Source organism: archaeon CG10_big_fil_rev_8_21_14_0_10_43_11, assembly GCA_002763265.1.
GTDB lineage: Archaea > Nanobdellota > Nanobdellia > PEZQ01 > PEZQ01 > PEZQ01.
Window position 1 is genome coordinate 89,731 of the sequence record PEZQ01000006.1, and the last position, 15,220, is coordinate 104,950.

At 42.2% G+C, this 15,220-nt stretch carries 17 protein-coding genes; 8 read left to right on the forward strand and 9 right to left on the reverse strand.

The genetic code is table 11. The features are described 5' to 3' along the window. Positions 1-344: 344 nt before the first annotated feature. Both COT72_03045 and COT72_03050 read right to left on the reverse strand, forming a co-directional pair. A complete protein-coding gene (locus COT72_03045; GenBank protein PIO00111.1) occupies positions 345-920 on the reverse strand; it encodes a hypothetical protein in 576 nt (191 codons plus the stop codon). A 606-nt stretch (positions 921-1,526) separates the two neighbouring features. Continuing rightward, the gene (locus tag COT72_03050; protein ID PIO00112.1) at positions 1,527-1,799 is read right to left on the reverse strand and encodes a hypothetical protein; all 273 of its coding nucleotides are present in this window, start codon (positions 1,797-1,799) and stop codon (positions 1,527-1,529) included. A 159-nt stretch (positions 1,800-1,958) separates the two neighbouring features. On the opposite strand from COT72_03050, the gene COT72_03055 reads away from it, so the two are divergent. Next, positions 1,959-2,735 carry a hypothetical protein gene (locus tag COT72_03055; GenBank protein ID PIO00113.1) on the forward strand — a complete coding sequence of 259 codons (777 nt, stop codon included), beginning with the start codon at positions 1,959-1,961 and terminating at the stop codon, positions 2,733-2,735. Between the two features lie 16 nt (positions 2,736-2,751). Here COT72_03055 and COT72_03060 read toward each other — a convergent pair whose 3' ends face one another. After that, complete coding sequence (locus COT72_03060; GenBank protein ID PIO00114.1) at positions 2,752-3,186, reverse strand: hypothetical protein; 435 nt, start codon at positions 3,184-3,186, stop codon at positions 2,752-2,754. 97 nt (positions 3,187-3,283) lie between these two features. Between COT72_03060 and COT72_03065 the strand changes: the two genes are divergently transcribed. Next, positions 3,284-4,072, forward strand: a complete 789-nt coding sequence (locus COT72_03065; GenBank protein ID PIO00115.1) for a hypothetical protein — start codon at positions 3,284-3,286, stop codon at positions 4,070-4,072. Between the two features lie 391 nt (positions 4,073-4,463). Here the strand turns inward: COT72_03065 and COT72_03070 are convergent, their stop codons facing one another. The 4 genes from COT72_03070 to COT72_03085 form a co-directional block, all read right to left on the reverse strand. Further along, positions 4,464-5,975, reverse strand: coding sequence for a glutamine-hydrolyzing GMP synthase (locus tag COT72_03070; protein ID PIO00116.1), 1,512 nt, complete (start codon positions 5,973-5,975; stop codon positions 4,464-4,466). 12 nt (positions 5,976-5,987) lie between these two features. Further along, positions 5,988-6,128, reverse strand: a complete 141-nt coding sequence (locus COT72_03075; GenBank protein PIO00117.1) for a hypothetical protein — start codon at positions 6,126-6,128, stop codon at positions 5,988-5,990. A 169-nt stretch (positions 6,129-6,297) separates the two neighbouring features. Further along, positions 6,298-6,804 (reverse strand): class IV adenylate cyclase, encoded by a 507-nt coding sequence (cyaB, locus tag COT72_03080; protein ID PIO00118.1) that lies wholly within the window; start codon positions 6,802-6,804, stop codon positions 6,298-6,300. 221 nt (positions 6,805-7,025) lie between these two features. Then, positions 7,026-8,252, reverse strand: a complete 1,227-nt coding sequence (locus COT72_03085; protein ID PIO00119.1) for a hypothetical protein — start codon at positions 8,250-8,252, stop codon at positions 7,026-7,028. Between the two features lie 120 nt (positions 8,253-8,372). Here COT72_03085 and COT72_03090 point away from each other — a divergent pair, with 120 nt between their 5' ends. Continuing rightward, positions 8,373-8,648 (forward strand): hypothetical protein, encoded by a 276-nt coding sequence (locus COT72_03090; protein ID PIO00120.1) that lies wholly within the window; start codon positions 8,373-8,375, stop codon positions 8,646-8,648. Positions 8,649-8,720: 72 nt separating this feature from the next. Then, entirely contained in the window at positions 8,721-9,317 is a 597-nt protein-coding gene (locus COT72_03095) for a hypothetical protein (protein PIO00121.1), read from the forward strand. Here COT72_03095 and COT72_03100 read toward each other — a convergent pair. After that, positions 9,314-9,721 carry a hypothetical protein gene (locus tag COT72_03100; protein ID PIO00122.1) on the reverse strand — a complete coding sequence of 136 codons (408 nt, stop codon included), beginning with the start codon at positions 9,719-9,721 and terminating at the stop codon, positions 9,314-9,316. The two genes, COT72_03095 and COT72_03100, sit on opposite strands and share 4 nt — an antisense overlap. Positions 9,722-9,864: 143 nt before the next feature. Here COT72_03100 and COT72_03105 point away from each other — a divergent pair, with 143 nt between their 5' ends. From COT72_03105 to COT72_03120, 4 genes are all read left to right on the forward strand, one after another. Further along, entirely contained in the window at positions 9,865-11,601 is a 1,737-nt protein-coding gene (locus tag COT72_03105; protein ID PIO00123.1) for a hypothetical protein, read from the forward strand. 181 nt (positions 11,602-11,782) lie between these two features. Then, positions 11,783-13,420, forward strand: coding sequence for a hypothetical protein (locus COT72_03110; GenBank protein PIO00124.1), 1,638 nt, complete (start codon positions 11,783-11,785; stop codon positions 13,418-13,420). Between the two features lie 10 nt (positions 13,421-13,430). Then, positions 13,431-13,922 carry a hypothetical protein gene (locus tag COT72_03115; protein ID PIO00125.1) on the forward strand — a complete coding sequence of 164 codons (492 nt, stop codon included), beginning with the start codon at positions 13,431-13,433 and terminating at the stop codon, positions 13,920-13,922. Beyond that, positions 13,919-14,320 carry a hypothetical protein gene (locus tag COT72_03120; GenBank protein PIO00126.1) on the forward strand — a complete coding sequence of 134 codons (402 nt, stop codon included), beginning with the start codon at positions 13,919-13,921 and terminating at the stop codon, positions 14,318-14,320. Before COT72_03115 ends, COT72_03120 begins: the two co-directional genes overlap by 4 nt. 64 nt (positions 14,321-14,384) lie before the next feature. Here the strand turns inward: COT72_03120 and COT72_03125 are convergent, their stop codons facing one another. Further along, positions 14,385-15,119 (reverse strand): sulfite exporter TauE/SafE family protein, encoded by a 735-nt coding sequence (locus COT72_03125; GenBank protein PIO00127.1) that lies wholly within the window; start codon positions 15,117-15,119, stop codon positions 14,385-14,387. Positions 15,120-15,220: the final 101 nt, after the last annotated feature.

Below are 15,220 nucleotides of genomic sequence, written 5' to 3' on the forward strand. Positions count from 1 at the left end.
TATCCCCTATTTGCTAGATTCTCTATTTTGTGTTGGAACAAAGGATACACGCCCAACTAACTGTTTGTCAAGTGATAAATCTCTTGTATAATAGACATTTATATATGGGGCTGGAACAAGCATGCTTACCCACCACAGAAAGTCCATAAAATGCCGTTTTATGGTTACTTTGGGGGAGTTTTAGAGAACACAGTATACGCATGGACCCATAATACTCGTTTTGGACCATGGTCAAAAAAATGCACCAAATACCCTGACTTACTGAGCACAAAAAACGCGCATTTTTCAACATTTCCAACACATAACAAACATATATCAAACACATTAAAACTTTTAAGAAATTCTTATAGTTTCCTGTCCATTTTAGGTATCCTAAATTTAATAGTACGCCCTGACGCCATCTTTTCCAGTAGACCCATCTGATAGAGGCGATTGAGCCGGTACGATATTGTTGAGCGCGTTACTTCAAGCTCTTTGCCTGTTTCACGCGCAGAAAGCGGACCTTGCGCTTCTAGCAGCTGGATAACATCACGATCCTTTACAGACAAATGACCAATGCGCTCTAACGCGGATTCCAGAACGCTTTTTGGCTCTTTTTCGGTAATCTGAGTGCTTTTTTCTGTTTTTAACGCCTCTAGAGCCTCTAAAATCTCATCCAACTTCTTTAAATCGTCTAGTTTTGAGTGAATTCCGCTCATTACCGAACCCATGGATTCAAGAATTTGGGTATTCACCACGCGCGCCTGGCTTAAAGGATGCTCTTCAAGGATAGAAACCTGCTTTTGCCAGCTGTCAATCGTTTCTCCAAGCCTAGGAGTGCTTATTTTTGATAAATCAAGCGTCTCCTCCTTTATTTTTTCTTTTTCAGCGCTTTTAGAGCGTTTTTTAAACAGGTTAAAGATTCCCATCAATCCTCCCATGTTTTCCAACACATTAGCTAAATAAAATGTTTTTGCTCCAACATGTCCCAGCAGTGTATCCCAACCAGTTCAACACAACCAAACATGCTCCAACAGACGCCCTTTATTGTTTCAACAATAAGGACATATGTTTCAACATGTTTTAATTATTGTGTCAACACAATAACCAACATGTATGTAGTGCATATTTTCTTCACAATTTAATGCTTTTTGTGAGACAAAGACACCATAGTAAAAAACGGAACAACGCGCAGTCAAAAAAGACGTGAAACAGACAAGAGTGCGATTAAACGCGATTTAATTATCTTCAATAATGAAGTTAATAAAAGTGAGAGGTTTTTGAGAGTAAGAACTAAAAAACAGGTCAAAACCGCTGCAAAAAGAGTGAGGGTTACAAAACAGTTAGAACAGGGTGCGCGCAGGCAAAATGAGAATTTATCAGAGAAAAGGAATCCAAAGGTGTGGATTATTGCAGCTAAGTAATGTGAGGGAAAAGAGGGGCTTTGCCCAAAATAGACCTGTAGGGTGGTTTAGGAAACTACAGCAAAAAGTGAGAGGTTTTTAACACAAAGCAGAAGACCGTTATAAAGAGAAAAAAGTGAGAGACTAAGTAGTTTTTTGGTTCTTGAGGATTTCTTGATACACATGCTCGCGAAGTGAGACTGGCTGGATTTTAAGGCCTTTTGATAAAAGTGAGTCTACGTCAATAAATTCAATTTTCTCCCACAAATAACGGTGAATGCACCACGTAACAGTCGCAGGGTTTAAATTACAGCGACGTGAGAGTTCACGTATCCAAAGAAAGTCTTCTCCTGCCTTTTTTGCTTCTGCAAGGGTCTTTAGAATGTTTTTTAGGTGAGTTTCTGTTTGTTTTTGCATGACTTTAAACAGGTGTTTAAACAATATAAAGGTTATTTCTGCTCTGCAATTAGAGAAAAAAGTGCTAGAAAGTGAGAGTTCTTAACAGGTGTTTAAACAAGAGAGATACTCTATCAAGTAACACAATGCATAAAAGAGAACGTGCAAATATCCTAAAGAATGGGCGCACTACGCGAAATTGAAGAGTTGTGTGTGCCACTACGGCTCATAGATCAGGTGAATCTTGCATTGCTTGTGCTTGATGAAAAACCAGGAACATGGATTGCACTACAAACCCATGATTTTTGCTATGAGAAACGAGAAGGTTTTGATGTGGCTCATCTCCGTTCAATGAGAGACGATTTGTACACGCTTAGTGATGTGCTCATTCGTACGGGTTTATTTCATACTGAAACGCGAAGAACGCAGTTTGAATTGCTATCTCTTAAAATAACACTTCCACTTCCCTCACGCAACGCACCACGCGTACACACCGCTAAAGCGCGTACATCGTCAAGAAAACAAACACAACTAGAGAATGTGTATACTTACCACAACCCGCTTGAGTTTCATACGTATGACGAGTTATTTGTTGCAACAACACCAAAAACGCTCAGCAATCTTGTGTACGCCCACGCAACAGGAGATGACCACGTGTTTGGTCTAAATCTTGGTTTTCCAAAAACTGCTGTTGACACATATGTGCATAAAAAGCAGCGTTTTAATGAAAGGAACCTAGAGAAGACTACTATTTTTAAGCGCTTTAGAAAGAATCCCGGTTCAATTAATGAACTGTATGAGCCTGTTCCAAAGGAATTGCACTTCTTTATGGGGTATGTTTTCTCTGATGAGTATTTTGAAGAAGAATTGCAAACGTCCTGGCGCTGGCACGACGCAATAAAAGAGAACTCTCCGCGCTTGTATGCGCGGATACAAAAAAGATATGCACGCTGTTAAAACGGCTTTGAAATGCTTATTCCTGTTTACCTACGCCAACACGTGGAAGGGGAATAGGGCTTGGCAGGTTCATGTCTTTTGCAAGCGTGATTGCGTGCATTTCCGATGAATTTAGAATTGCCTGAAGAACAACTTCCATATAGTCTTTTACAACTAATTTGTCTTTCTTCCAGCCCGCAATGAGCTCGTCTGATTCTTTTTTTGTTGCTTCAAAGATGACTTCGCCAGCAACAATGATTTCTGCGGCGTTCTTTCCTGCAGGTTTTTCATAGGTATACCCTGATTTAAGTTCGTATTCCACAATAAGCGGGATGTTTTCGCCAATTTTTCCTTCACCAATGCGGATGTTTTTTGGGACCGCGTTGGTGCTAATAGGTCCGGGCGTTGCTTTTTGCTCAACAGGGAATCGCTGTGCGCGTAGTTGTGTTAATCGCTGTCCAATCATTCTCATAATGCTTCACTTAGTGCTCTTTAACTGCAAAAGCGTATTTAAAGATTTTCTCACTGCTGCGCGCAAGAATTAAAAGCAAAAAACTGCCTAAAAAGGTATGCGCGTCATTGTTATTGCTGAAAAGAACGTAGTTGGAAACGCGGTGGGCAACATTCTCAAAGAGAAATATGGGTTTGTTTCTGCGCCTAAACTGTATGGGTTTGAAACCTATCAAAACGGAAACAACTATATGATTATATCAAAAACAGACGTGCTGCACGTTTCGGGCCTTGATTTTGAAGCGGAACTGTTTATTTTTCCCTCAACACATCGTTCACAGGCAAAAAAGCCCTTATTTTCTGCGCACTGCACCGGATTATTTAGTGATGACAAGAGCCATGGCGGCAAGGCGTGCACACTATCAGGGGCAAACAGTGCAGCAATCCGCTTTGCCTTGCACAAATTGCGCGAATACAACCCTGACCCCGCGTGTGATGTCGGCCTTGAAGTGACCCACCATGGGCCGTACACACAGTCTCCAAGCATTTTTGTTGAAGTTGGAGGCTCAAAAAAAGAGTGGGAATGGCAAAAAGGCAGAGAGATAATCACTCAAGTTTGTTATGAGCTCTTGACCGCTCCGTTAAAGTGTGAGCATTCTGCAATAGGGTTTGGCGGTTCACATTATGCTAACAAACACACAAAAGCAATTCTAGACAGTATATACGCTGTGGGACATATCTGTCCAAAGTATGCTATATCTAAATTAACAGATGAGCTTGTGCAGCAAATGGTTGAAAAAACTGTTCCGCGCCCGTCAGTAGCGCTTTTTGACAAGAAATCAACCAAACGCAAGGATTGGCTTAAAACAGAACTTACAAAACAGGGTGTTGCAGTTATCCAAATCTAAACCGTTACTGTACGCTTTAATTAACTTCAATATAGCAGTACAAAAAATATTGCCATGTCCCCTAATAAAACGGCTGTTTTCGTTAGTTTTAATACGAATATATATAACATATAATTAAATATCATATTTAAAGTGTTATCTTAATTAGATAAGAAATAAGATGGTTCATATTAATAAAATAAGTCATAAGAACTCTTTAAATGCCTATTTTTCAGTGTGTTGTGTGAGGTTAAGTGCTGTTTTATTTAGGTAAACCCAGTAACATAGGGTCAGAGCATGAAAAATCAGTGGTTTTCTGCAAAAAAAGCACGAGTGAGTGGTTGTGCAATGTGTTGGATAGACTTCAACGCACCCCCTTGTTTCCTGTGGAATATGTTAGGGCTAGTGCTAGCTATTCAAATTCAATAGTTCCGGGAGGTTTATCAGTCAGGTCATATAATACGCGGTTTACTCCTGAGACTTCATTTGCAATGCGTGCGCCAATCTGTTTTAGTAACGTAAGGGAAAGGCACGCGGCTTCTGCAGTCATAGCATCAACGCTGCGCACGCACCGAATAACAACCGGGTATTCATAGGAGCGTTCGTCTCCTTTCACGCCAACAGTCTTGACAGGAAGAAGCGCAGTAAATGCTTGCCACAAATCAGGTACGCCTTGTGTTATAAGTTCTGCGCGTAGTATAGCATCAGATTCGCGAACAATGCGCAGTCGGTCTTTTGTTATGCTGCCAACAATTCTAACTGCAAGTCCCGGACCCGGAAAAGGCTGGCGGTCAATGAGCTGGTTTGGGATGCCAAGCAATCTACCTATTGCTCTGACTTCATCCTTGTACAAGTCTGCTAATGGTTCAAGAACAGAAAGTCGCATGTTTTTTGGCAGTCCACCCACGTTGTGGTGCGTTTTTATTTTTGACGCGTTTTTTGACGTTTGCGCGCTCTCAACACGGTCAGGATAAATCGTGCCTTGACCAAGATACGTGAAGTCACCGAGTTCTTGCGCTTTTTTGTCAAACACGTCAATGAACGTGTTGCCAATGATTTTTCGCTTTTCTTCAGGGTCTGTTACGTTTTTGAGCTGCGAAAGGAAACGGTCGCTTGCATCAATTGCATGAAAGTTTTTGAAATTGTTAAAATAGGTTATCACTTCTTCAAATTCGCCTTCGCGCAGTAAACCATTATTTATGAACACGCAGTGCAAATTGTTTGGAATTACCTTGTTGAGCAGGGTTGCCGCAACCGTTGAATCAACGCCTCCGCTCACACCCATAAGCACATTCTTAGTTCCCACGCGCGATTTGATGCTCTGCATGCTCTGTTCAATAAAGTCCTGCAAGCTCCAGTCTCGTTTTGCATTAATACTGCTAAGAAACGCGTCAAACACGTCACGACCATTTTTCGTGTGCGTGACTTCAGGATGGAATTGAACAGAGTAGAATTGCTTTTTTTGGTGTGCCATGCTCGAAATGTAGCCATTTCTTGAGAGTGAGGTAACAAGAAATCCTTTAGGCGGCGTTTGAACATAATCAGAGTGGCTCATCCACACTTCGTGTTCGTGAGAGAATGTTTTGAGAAGGTTTGATGAGTCGCGCACGTTGATGATTGTGCTACCGTATTCGCCTTTTCCTTTTTGTACGCTTCCGCCAAGGCTTTGTGCCATGAGCTGGTGGCCATAGCAAATGCCAAGAATTGGCAAGCCTAGAGCAAAGATGTTTTGGTCAATAGTTGGAGCGTCTTTTTCATACACGCTTTTTGGTCCGCCTGAAAGAATGAGCGCTTGTGGTTCTAGGTCTTTTATTTTTTGTGCGGGCGTATCTGGTGCGATGAGTTCTGCGTATACGCCAAGCTCTCTGATTCTTCGCGTAATAAGATGCGCGACTTGACTTCCAAAATCAAAGACGAGTATCATAGGGTAAGTTCCTCATGTGTTCCGTGTTTTAGTTTGTATGCAATTTTCAAAGCAGTAAAGTTCGAGTTCTGGGATGAGAATAGTCTCAACACAAAGTGGCCCGATAATACTGCCAAACAGTTCACGTGATGAATCAACCACGCCATTTCCCATTTTAAAGACTTTTGGAAGTAGAAAATCTCATAACACAACAGGTGCATTGCCCGCCACCACATTAGCTACCCACGTTCTAGTGTTCACAGTAAGGGTCTTACTCTTGCGCGCAGCATTCTTGGTGACACACATCCAGACATAACCCTGTCAAATTCTAAAAAAAAAGGATTTAGTGTTGGTAGTGGTCCAAGAGGTCTTGGCGCGACCAAGGTTTTGCGTGCTTCATAGAAAAGCCGAGTTTTTTCACGTAGTCTTTAAGTGTTTGAAGATTAGGCGCTTCAATTTCAAGAAAGGAGGGAATCCCCGGTATGGTGTCAATGTCAACGTGGACTGTGTCAAGTTCGTAGGAGGTGCGTGTTTTTTTATCAGCATCCCACACGCTCAGCCCCAAGTCTGAAAGAATGCTCATGAGAATGTCCCGGTCTGACACGCGTATTTCATGTTCATGCATGATTTTTGCTTTTTTCTTGCTGACCCTTTTTTTGAGCGTGAGCAGTGCAGTTTGACCAAGCATTCTAATGCGCAGTATCTTATCTTCGTGCCCTAATCGTTTATCATCAAAATCGTAAAAATAGGAGTGGACGGTTCCTTCAAACGTTTTTTTCGCGCCAAGCGCGTGAAGCGTGCGCACTACGTCTGCTTTGTTTATGTTGAGAATTTTAACTTCGATTTCCATTGTGTGAGTCACCCATGCATACAACGTGCAGAGGCGTTGTTATTCCGTGAATCTGAAAGCAAATAGTTGGAGCGGAATCTCTTCTAAGTCGTTGTGCGTGAATTTAATTTTCTTGGGGTTTGCATCGCGTTTGAGGTAGAGAAGTTCTTGAAGTTTTTTGCTTGGAAACAGGTGTTAATACTGCGCAACCAATCTTTTTTAGTGTATCTGGCATGCACGCATTATTGCCGGTAGAGTTGGTAGAGCTTTTTTATCACATCATAACCCTGAATGAGACCAAGAGAACCGCGCTCGCAATATTTTTCTGCAAAATTGCTCATCGTATCGGGTTTGATTTTTCCGCATATAAGAAGGGGTATTGGCTCTGCTGCATGGCGCATGAGTTTTGTTGGCGTTGCATGGTCTGAAGTAACGCAGAGCACATCGCTTTGCGCGCTAAGTTGGGTTTTGAGAAAAGCAAAAAGGGTTTTGTCAAGGTATTCGATGCAGTTTTTCTTTTTCATTGAGTTTCCTTCATGCCCATACGTGTCAGGTCCTTTGATAAAAATCACAAATTTTTCGTGCGCTCCCCACTGGTCTTTAAGGAGGGCAACGGTTTTTTCAATGTCTTTTTCATATTCTTCAGTTACGTTTTCAATGCCAAGAATGGTCATGCCCGCAGCTTTTGCAAGACCAAACTCAACAGGCGAGGTGCAGATTGCTGCAACATTATCATATACCGGAAGCTCAGGCAGTTTGGTGCCTGCACCGCGTGTGATAAGGTGCGTGACAGGGTATCCTGCTTTGCTTCGCCGGTCATTGTTGGATTTGCTTTGGCGCAGGACTTCGTGCGCGCGCTCTTCAAATGAGCGAAGCATATTTGCTGAACGCACATTCTCTTCAGCCCTATTAGTGGGAAGCACATGTCTCATATGCTCGCCCTCTTCAATGGGGTCTGAACCGCGAATTTCTTCACCAAGGGGTTGAGAGCTTTTGAGAATGAGCACTGCGCGGTGTCTGAGCGTGTGTTTGAGCTCAAAGTCGCCGCTGTATTTGATTTTTTCTTTGATTTCTTCAATAATAGTGTGTCCGTCTTCGTTTGAGATGCGTCCTGCCCGGCGGTTTTCAACCTCTCCTTTAAGATTAACAAACGCGAGGTTGCAGCGAATAGCAAGGTCTTTTCCTTCCCTAAAATTCACGCCAGCGCCAAGTGATTCAAGAGGTCCGCGTTTCCAATTTGTGTCGCGTGGGTTTTGGCCAAGCAAGCTGATGCCGCCAAAGTTTGAGCCATTTTCTGCAATGAATTCTTTATGGTCTATGCGAAAGTTTTGCACGAGCCCAAGGGCTCCTTTTTGCGCAAAATAGTCAAGGTTTGGGGTTTCTGCTGCTTCAAGGGGGGTCTTGTCTTTGAGCAAGCTCACTGGCTCATCACCAAGTCCATCAATGATAACATACACAAGTTTACCCATGTGCAATATACAGGAATGCTGCAAATAAATAATTGATGCTTAAAACGTACTAAAAGCATAGGTAATGGCAATAATTATTAAGAATGCACACATTAAGACTAAGCATAGCTGGTAACCCGTATGCAAGTGCTGAATACGGCAAAAACACTTGATGAAATCATATTTCCTCTCGACGCAGTGTACGCAAAGAAAAATGTATTTAACGCGCTCAAACTAAGTGGGAATTCAAAAGACCATCACGAGAATGAAGAGCAGTGGAAACACCTATTTTTTTCCTGGATTACGAGGGTGCAAAAGCGTATCCAAACAAAGAACAGTCAAAAAGGAATTTTGTTGCATACTAGAAAAACAAAAAAGTTGCCACATACAAAGGCGGGAGCGGAAAACCAGTTATGATACGCTGTGTGCAAACAATAATCGGCATCTTGCGATAAACACTTATAAGGTCATCAATGTTTTTCCCAGCCTATGAGTTCAACAACAGTGATTGGAATAAGCATTCTGCTAGGCGCGCTTTTCATAACCTTGAGCATCATGTCATATGTCTCACGGGAAGAAAGCAATTTTCTTAGCTATCATAACCTTCTTGACCGATTGCGTTTTGAAGAATATACGATTCAACGAAGCATTGTTACTAATGATACAAATCACTCGTTTGAAATTATTCGTGCAAGCCAATACACAAACAGTTCAGATGAAATTCCAGGCTTTCTTGAATGGAACGACACCAGTATCACGACTCAATACACTTTTTTCTCTGCTGGAAATGAATCAAAACTCGCGTTTGAGCACGCAGAGAATAGAACGGTTATCACAAATTACCCTGCAAAAAAATATATTGAAACAACAAAAGGGCTTAGCCCCGAATCAATTGCCCAATGCGTCTGTCCTTCAATTGACCAGGACAAATGTAATGCGCTCAACCAAACAAATTATACCTGGGGTGTTGACGTGTGTGCGGGTCTTCCTGCCCCTCTGCGCGTGTTTGTATATGAAGACACACAGACATCCCGCGCATTTCCGTATTATGTATTTGGCAGAGACTGTGCGGTTATCTGTTCTTAGAAATATTTTAGATACTCTTCTATTGTAATACCTGCACGTTTGAATGCGCGCTCAAGTTTTAGTTTTGAAACACCTTCACTTTGAAAACTTCTGATAAGCTGTATGAGCATTGATTTTTCACTAAGGCGTTTTTGTGGTTGCACCCGGCGGACATACAAGCTCACCGCTGCTTTAACTGTAAGAGCAGGGAAAAAACCGCTGATAAAACCAACAATGATAATAATAAAAAGGGAGGGCTGTATTTGAAGCGTGTTTGAAATCAGGTTAACAAAAACAATAATGCCCACGAGTTCAAGAACAGTTGCAACTTTGTTTTGGTACGAGCCAAAAGAAGCAGTTGCAAGAAATTCAGCGCAAACAATACCAGAAATGATGGCAAGTGTGGTGAACAAGGATTCAATCATAATTGACGTGTGAAATTGTCAAAGCGCTTAAAAGGATTCTGGTAAACCAAAACGTGCCTTACAAAGGCAGAAAAACCATGCCTGGAGGTGTGATATTACCGCAAGAATAATAAAGTAACTGCTGATTTTTGAAAACAACCAACATGAACAGTAACTACTCAATAGTGAACAAATCGGGGCTGCGGGTGTTGGAAGTAGATTGTTCTTCTAAAAGTATTGTTGCGCTTGACAAAGAATGTGAAAAAAAGGAGTTTAAAGATGCGCTTTTGAAACACGAGCCGGATATGATTGCATTTATGGGGGTGCGTTTTAGCAGGGTGTACACGCGAGATGAGATTTCAGCGCCAAAAAATGCAAAAGGCCGTTTGATTCCGCGTTTTGTCTCCTATGTGTTTGGTAATGCGCATGGCAGCGTGCTTGAAGAGTATCCTATTCCAGGAGCAACAGTTCGCATTATAAAAACACACGAGCTTGCGCCAACATACGTTATTGAACCGGTAGAATGCACGCTCAGCATGAAGGATATTGAATCAGCACATACTGCATTTGATTCGCGTGTTGAAGAAGAGTTTGGAAGAGGGAAAAAACAAGTGCGTCTTGATAGCGCGCCCTTGCAAGATGTAGTTTCGCGGTATTCAGATGGGTTTGGGGTGTTGGAACTTTTCTTTCGTGATGAAAAACTACAGGATGTGTTTGTTGACTCTCCAGCACAAAGCCCGATTCATGTATTACACGAACAGTATGGTGAGTGCAACACAAATGTGTATGTGGGTGATGAAGAGCTCGAAAAGATTGCAAGCAAGCTAAGAATTATGAGCGGGAGACCATTTGATGCAGCACATCCTGTGTTTAATGCTAGTCTTGATGAGTATGGAGTGCGCGTGTCAGGTATTTGTGAGCCGCTTACCTTTAGTGGAATTGCATTTGCCTTTCGAAAACGCACAACAAAACCATTCACGCTTGCAGGTCTTGTGCAAAATAAGACGCTAAGCGCACGCACAGCAGCGCTACTCTCCCTTCTTGTTGAAGGAGAAAGTGCAATTCTCATAACCGGAGCTCGCGGAGCGGGAAAGACATCGCTTCTTAATGCATTGCTCTTGGAAGTGCCAAAGCACTATCGCGCAATTGTGATTGAAGATACTGCAGAACTTCCTGTTTCTCAGTTGCGGGCACTGGGCTTTAAAATTCAGCACGTGCGCACAAAAGCAACAACAAAAGAGAATAATTATGAGTTAAGTGCACAAGATGCCGTCCATTCCGCCTTGCGTCTTGGTGAGAGCGCTCTTGTAGTAGGCGAAGTCAGGGGTGGCGAAGCACGAGCCCTTTTTGAAGCTATGCGTATAGGCGCAGCAGGTCGCGTAGTTCTTGGCACTATTCACGGTTCAGGCGCGCGAGACACGTTTGAGCGTGTTGTGCATGATCTTGGCGTTCCGCAAAGCAGCTTTAAGGCAACAGATGTTGTTGTCTCACTTGCAAGTCTGCAAAAGACAGGAAGCTTAGAAAAAACGCGCAAAGTAGTGGGAATCACCGAAGTCGGAAAAGATTGGACACAAACTCCCATGGAAGAGTCGGGTTTCATCACACTTGGTGTGTATGCAGGGGAGGTGTTTTCTGTCAGGAATTTAACAAATTCAAGCATTCTAAAACGAATTGCATTTTCAAAACAAACAAATGTTAGCGAATTGCTCCGCCATATCACATGCGGTGCGGTGTTCTATGAAATGCTTGCTCAGAAAAATATCATAGACATGGTGCGTTTTTTAGAACTTAAAACACGGTTCAACCCAATAAAACAAGAAATAGCACGTTCTAACACGAAAAATTATGCAAAACTCGCAAAAAATGAATTATCAAAAATATTGAAACAGTATGAGACATAAGATAAATTACGAAACTATTTGCAGGACATTTAGACTCAATCTTATTGCAAACATTCCAGAGAATAATTTAGAGAATTATCTTTCAATAGTATCTTATACTCTTAGTCCACATGATGTATTTTATGCAGCACAGGGTATTTTTCTTTTTTTGTTTCTTATATTCTCAGTGTTAGGTATTATCATGTCTTTTTTTGGCGTAAGCCCGCTTATTTTTGCTGGGCTGGGGGTGTTGTTTGGCGCAATCGGCGCAGGGATTATATGGATATACCCTCAATTTCGTGCGCGTGTTCGTGTTGTTGACTCACTCTCATCATCTCCATTAATTCTTGCTCAGCTAGTTTCGTATCTTAAACTCTCACCAAATGTGGAATGGGCAATCACGCATGCAACAGAATTTGAAGAGGGATTTCTTAGAAAAGTGTTGCGAAACATCGTGCAAGAGAGCGTGCGAAAAGGAAGAATAACTGACGCACTTACAAAAACAGGGCTTATGCTCAGCGCGTATTCACGCGGATTTAAGCGCTGCTTATTTTTAGTGCGAGCAAGCCTCAGTGAATCGAATGAACAGAAACGCCAGACAATTCTTGACAAGAGCCTGTCCTCTTTTTTGGATGAAGTGCGAAGAGACCTTACTGAATTTTCTCAGCGATTAGTAACGCCTTCGCTTGTTGTATTTAGTGTGGGCACCATTGTTCCTCTTGCGCTTGTGTCGATTCTTCCAATCCTTAATGTGTTTGAATCGTCAAACATGCTGAGTCTTATTATTGGTATTTTAGGAGTGCTTGCAATTGGCATATTTGCATACACAACTATAATACTCATGGAAAAACCGGTTGTGGTGAGTAAAACGCACAGCATTGAAGGTGGTTTTTCTTTTCGCGCACTTGCCATTGCCGTGTTTGCTGGCGCGGTTATTGCATTTCCAGGAGTCCTCTCCTTGCTTCAGTCTCAGGGTTTGCTTGTTGTCTCAGGCACGCTTGGAAACGTTGTAAGTTTTCTTGACACAATGCCGCTTATTCTTGCACTTGGTGTTAGCACAAGCGTGTACTGCTTTGTTACGAGCAGAAGAGGTTTTTTGCAGTGGAAAAAAGAATCGCAGCTTGATGATGAACTCGCAGATGTATCATACGCAATTGCAAGTGAGCTTGATAATGGTTTACCATTTGAGCGAGCGATTAAAAATGCAAGTAGCGGCGCAGGCGGTTTTGAGGAAATTCTTGTTGGTGCATGGAAACTAGTTAAAAACCATCACAAAAGCATTGAAGATGCATTTTTTGACAAGAATGTTGGCGTGCTCAGAACGGTTCATTCAAAACGTGTTAATGCATTATTCCGATTTTTGAGTGTTGCACACATGAAAGGAAGTGGTATTGTTTCTAAGACCCTCTTTGCGTTTCATGAACACTTGATGAGCTTAAAGAGTGTTGAGTATGATATGCAGAACAAACTGAGCCAAAGCATGGGTATGATCCAAAGTACTGCTATCTTTTTTGCGCCAGCAATCGGCGGGTTAATTGTTGTCTTAAATCAACTGATTGAGGGTGCACTCACAAAAACGCGGCTTGAATTGGATGCGAGCGGTCTTGGTGTTTCATTCTTTTCATTTTTTGGAAGCACCGGCATCAGTTCAAGTATATTGCACCTTATTGTTGGCGCTTACATGCTCATTTTTGCAGTTATTATGCTTCGTTTTTCCGTGTTTATTATGTATGGGAAGGACAACAATCTTTTAAAACACAAATTAGCCCGCATGTTGCCAATAACCGTATTAATCTACGCATTAACGGTTGTAATTGCCAAATTATCATTTGGCGTGTGATAATACAATGATGAACAAAAAAGGTATTGAAGGTCTTCCCCTCAAATATGTCGTGGTCGCGCTTGTTGGCGCACTGGTGATTGGTATTGCCGTGCAAATGACAAATACTATCCAAACAAGTGTTGAAGATTCAACAAGTGTAATCAGCGAACAAACAACCGGCCTTGTTATTGATGCTGCGCGTGGCAACACGTATGTGACTGGTTTTGAAAATGTGGGCGTTCTCTCATGGAGCTTTAACGCAACCACGGGCGATTTGAAAGTGGCACTGGTAAACACCGGCGTAACTGCGCTTGACATTGATTACATTAATGCAAGCTTTAACGGCATAACAGACACCTCAAATACTGACCGAACACTGCAGCCCGGCGAGAGCACTAGACAGCTTACATTTGGGCTTAGTTCTCTTGCAAGCAACGGCGACCAAATTTCAGTTAGTCTTGTTGTTGTTAAAACTGATGCGAGTGTTGAGCGTGGAATACTAGTTGGCGTCGCGCAATGAATCGCAAAGGCGTTGAAGGACTTGGATTTAGTTTTCTTATTTTCTTATTTCTTGGAGCAATTGGCGCAAGCCTGAGTTTTTACGCGTACAACGCATACCAACAGGTTGACGGCGTGCGCGAATTTTATCAGAGTATACATGACCTTCGCGAAGAAATCCAATGGCTCAAATACAATAATGACAAAGGAGCGTTTACCAGTAGTACCATACAAGTGCCCGCAGACTATGCTGTTTCTTTTGCGTATTCTGCTATCACTATCAAAAACAGCACTGACTCGCTTTCAATCCCGATAGAAGTAAATTTTACGACACCACATTATTTAACGCAGGGCATGTATACGTTGCGTTTGTGTTATGGAGATTGTGATAAGAGAAATTATCTCATTGAATTTGAGTAACTATGAAATCCCTTCTTGATACACAGGGCGTGTATACTCATTTGGAAACAATTGAAGAATTTCTCTAAAACAGTAACACCGCGCGCATGCCCGAATAGATGAATGTAAGGCTTGCAAGCGCAATTGCAAAAAGAACCCATTTCCTGAACGTTTTTTGGGGTATTTTGGTAACAACTTTTTTTCCAGTAAATGACGCAAAAATAGCTATAACAAACAGGATTGGAATAAGATAGTACAAGTTTGGAGAAAGAAATCCACTACCAAAATAGATGGGAATGCGCATGAGGTCACCAGAAAGTGAGATTGCGGCTGCAGTTGCGAGATACACGCTTTTTTTGAGTTTGAATGCGCTTAAAAACGCGCCGCGCAACGCGCCACCTGTTCCAATAAGTCCTGCAAAAAATCCAGACAGGCTTGCGCCAATCAGGCTATTTTGTTTTGTTGGTTTAAAAGAGCGCTGCCCATGCCATGCAAAAAACACGTAGGCAAGAAGAAAGATGCCCAGCACGAGTTTGAGCACGTCCTGAACAATCAAGTTCACCAGTAATGCACCAATAACAGTAGCAATCACACTTGGAACACCAAAGCGCAAAAGTAGGTTTCTGTCAAGGCCATGTCGAAAGAAGGTGAGACGTCCTAGGTTTCCTGATATGTGAAAGATTGCAACAAGCAGGAGTGCTGTTTTAAAGTCAAAAAAGAGCAAGGCAAGAGGCAGAAAAAGAGTTGACGAGCCAAAGCCGGCCATGGTCCCCGCCACTTCTGCAAAGAACGCAAAAACAAAAAACAGGATACTTACCATATCCTAAGTAAAGAGCAAGCCTGTTTGTTAAACATTGTGCACAAGAAGAAGCGCGACTACGAGATGCCGGTGTTTTCCTAACATACAGCCACACAAAAGGA

Coding starts and splice junctions, on each gene's coding strand:
- COT72_03045 (PIO00111.1), bottom strand. CDS start 920: ATGGGAGGATTGATGGGAATCTTTAACCTGTTTAAAAAACGCTCTAAA.
- COT72_03050 (PIO00112.1), bottom strand. CDS start 1,799: ATGCAAAAACAAACAGAAACTCACCTAAAAAACATTCTAAAGACCCTT.
- COT72_03055 (PIO00113.1), top strand. CDS start 1,959: ATGGGCGCACTACGCGAAATTGAAGAGTTGTGTGTGCCACTACGGCTC.
- COT72_03060 (PIO00114.1), bottom strand. CDS start 3,186: ATGAGAATGATTGGACAGCGATTAACACAACTACGCGCACAGCGATTC.
- COT72_03065 (PIO00115.1), top strand. CDS start 3,284: ATGCGCGTCATTGTTATTGCTGAAAAGAACGTAGTTGGAAACGCGGTG.
- COT72_03070 (PIO00116.1), bottom strand. CDS start 5,975: ATGATACTCGTCTTTGATTTTGGAAGTCAAGTCGCGCATCTTATTACG.
- COT72_03075 (PIO00117.1), bottom strand. CDS start 6,128: ATGGGAAATGGCGTGGTTGATTCATCACGTGAACTGTTTGGCAGTATT.
- cyaB (PIO00118.1), bottom strand. CDS start 6,804: ATGGAAATCGAAGTTAAAATTCTCAACATAAACAAAGCAGACGTAGTG.
- COT72_03085 (PIO00119.1), bottom strand. CDS start 8,252: ATGGGTAAACTTGTGTATGTTATCATTGATGGACTTGGTGATGAGCCA.
- COT72_03090 (PIO00120.1), top strand. CDS start 8,373: ATGCAAGTGCTGAATACGGCAAAAACACTTGATGAAATCATATTTCCT.
- COT72_03095 (PIO00121.1), top strand. CDS start 8,721: ATGAGTTCAACAACAGTGATTGGAATAAGCATTCTGCTAGGCGCGCTT.
- COT72_03100 (PIO00122.1), bottom strand. CDS start 9,721: ATGATTGAATCCTTGTTCACCACACTTGCCATCATTTCTGGTATTGTT.
- COT72_03105 (PIO00123.1), top strand. CDS start 9,865: ATGAACAGTAACTACTCAATAGTGAACAAATCGGGGCTGCGGGTGTTG.
- COT72_03110 (PIO00124.1), top strand. CDS start 11,783: ATGTCTTTTTTTGGCGTAAGCCCGCTTATTTTTGCTGGGCTGGGGGTG.
- COT72_03115 (PIO00125.1), top strand. CDS start 13,431: ATGAACAAAAAAGGTATTGAAGGTCTTCCCCTCAAATATGTCGTGGTC.
- COT72_03120 (PIO00126.1), top strand. CDS start 13,919: ATGAATCGCAAAGGCGTTGAAGGACTTGGATTTAGTTTTCTTATTTTC.
- COT72_03125 (PIO00127.1), bottom strand. CDS start 15,119: ATGGTAAGTATCCTGTTTTTTGTTTTTGCGTTCTTTGCAGAAGTGGCG.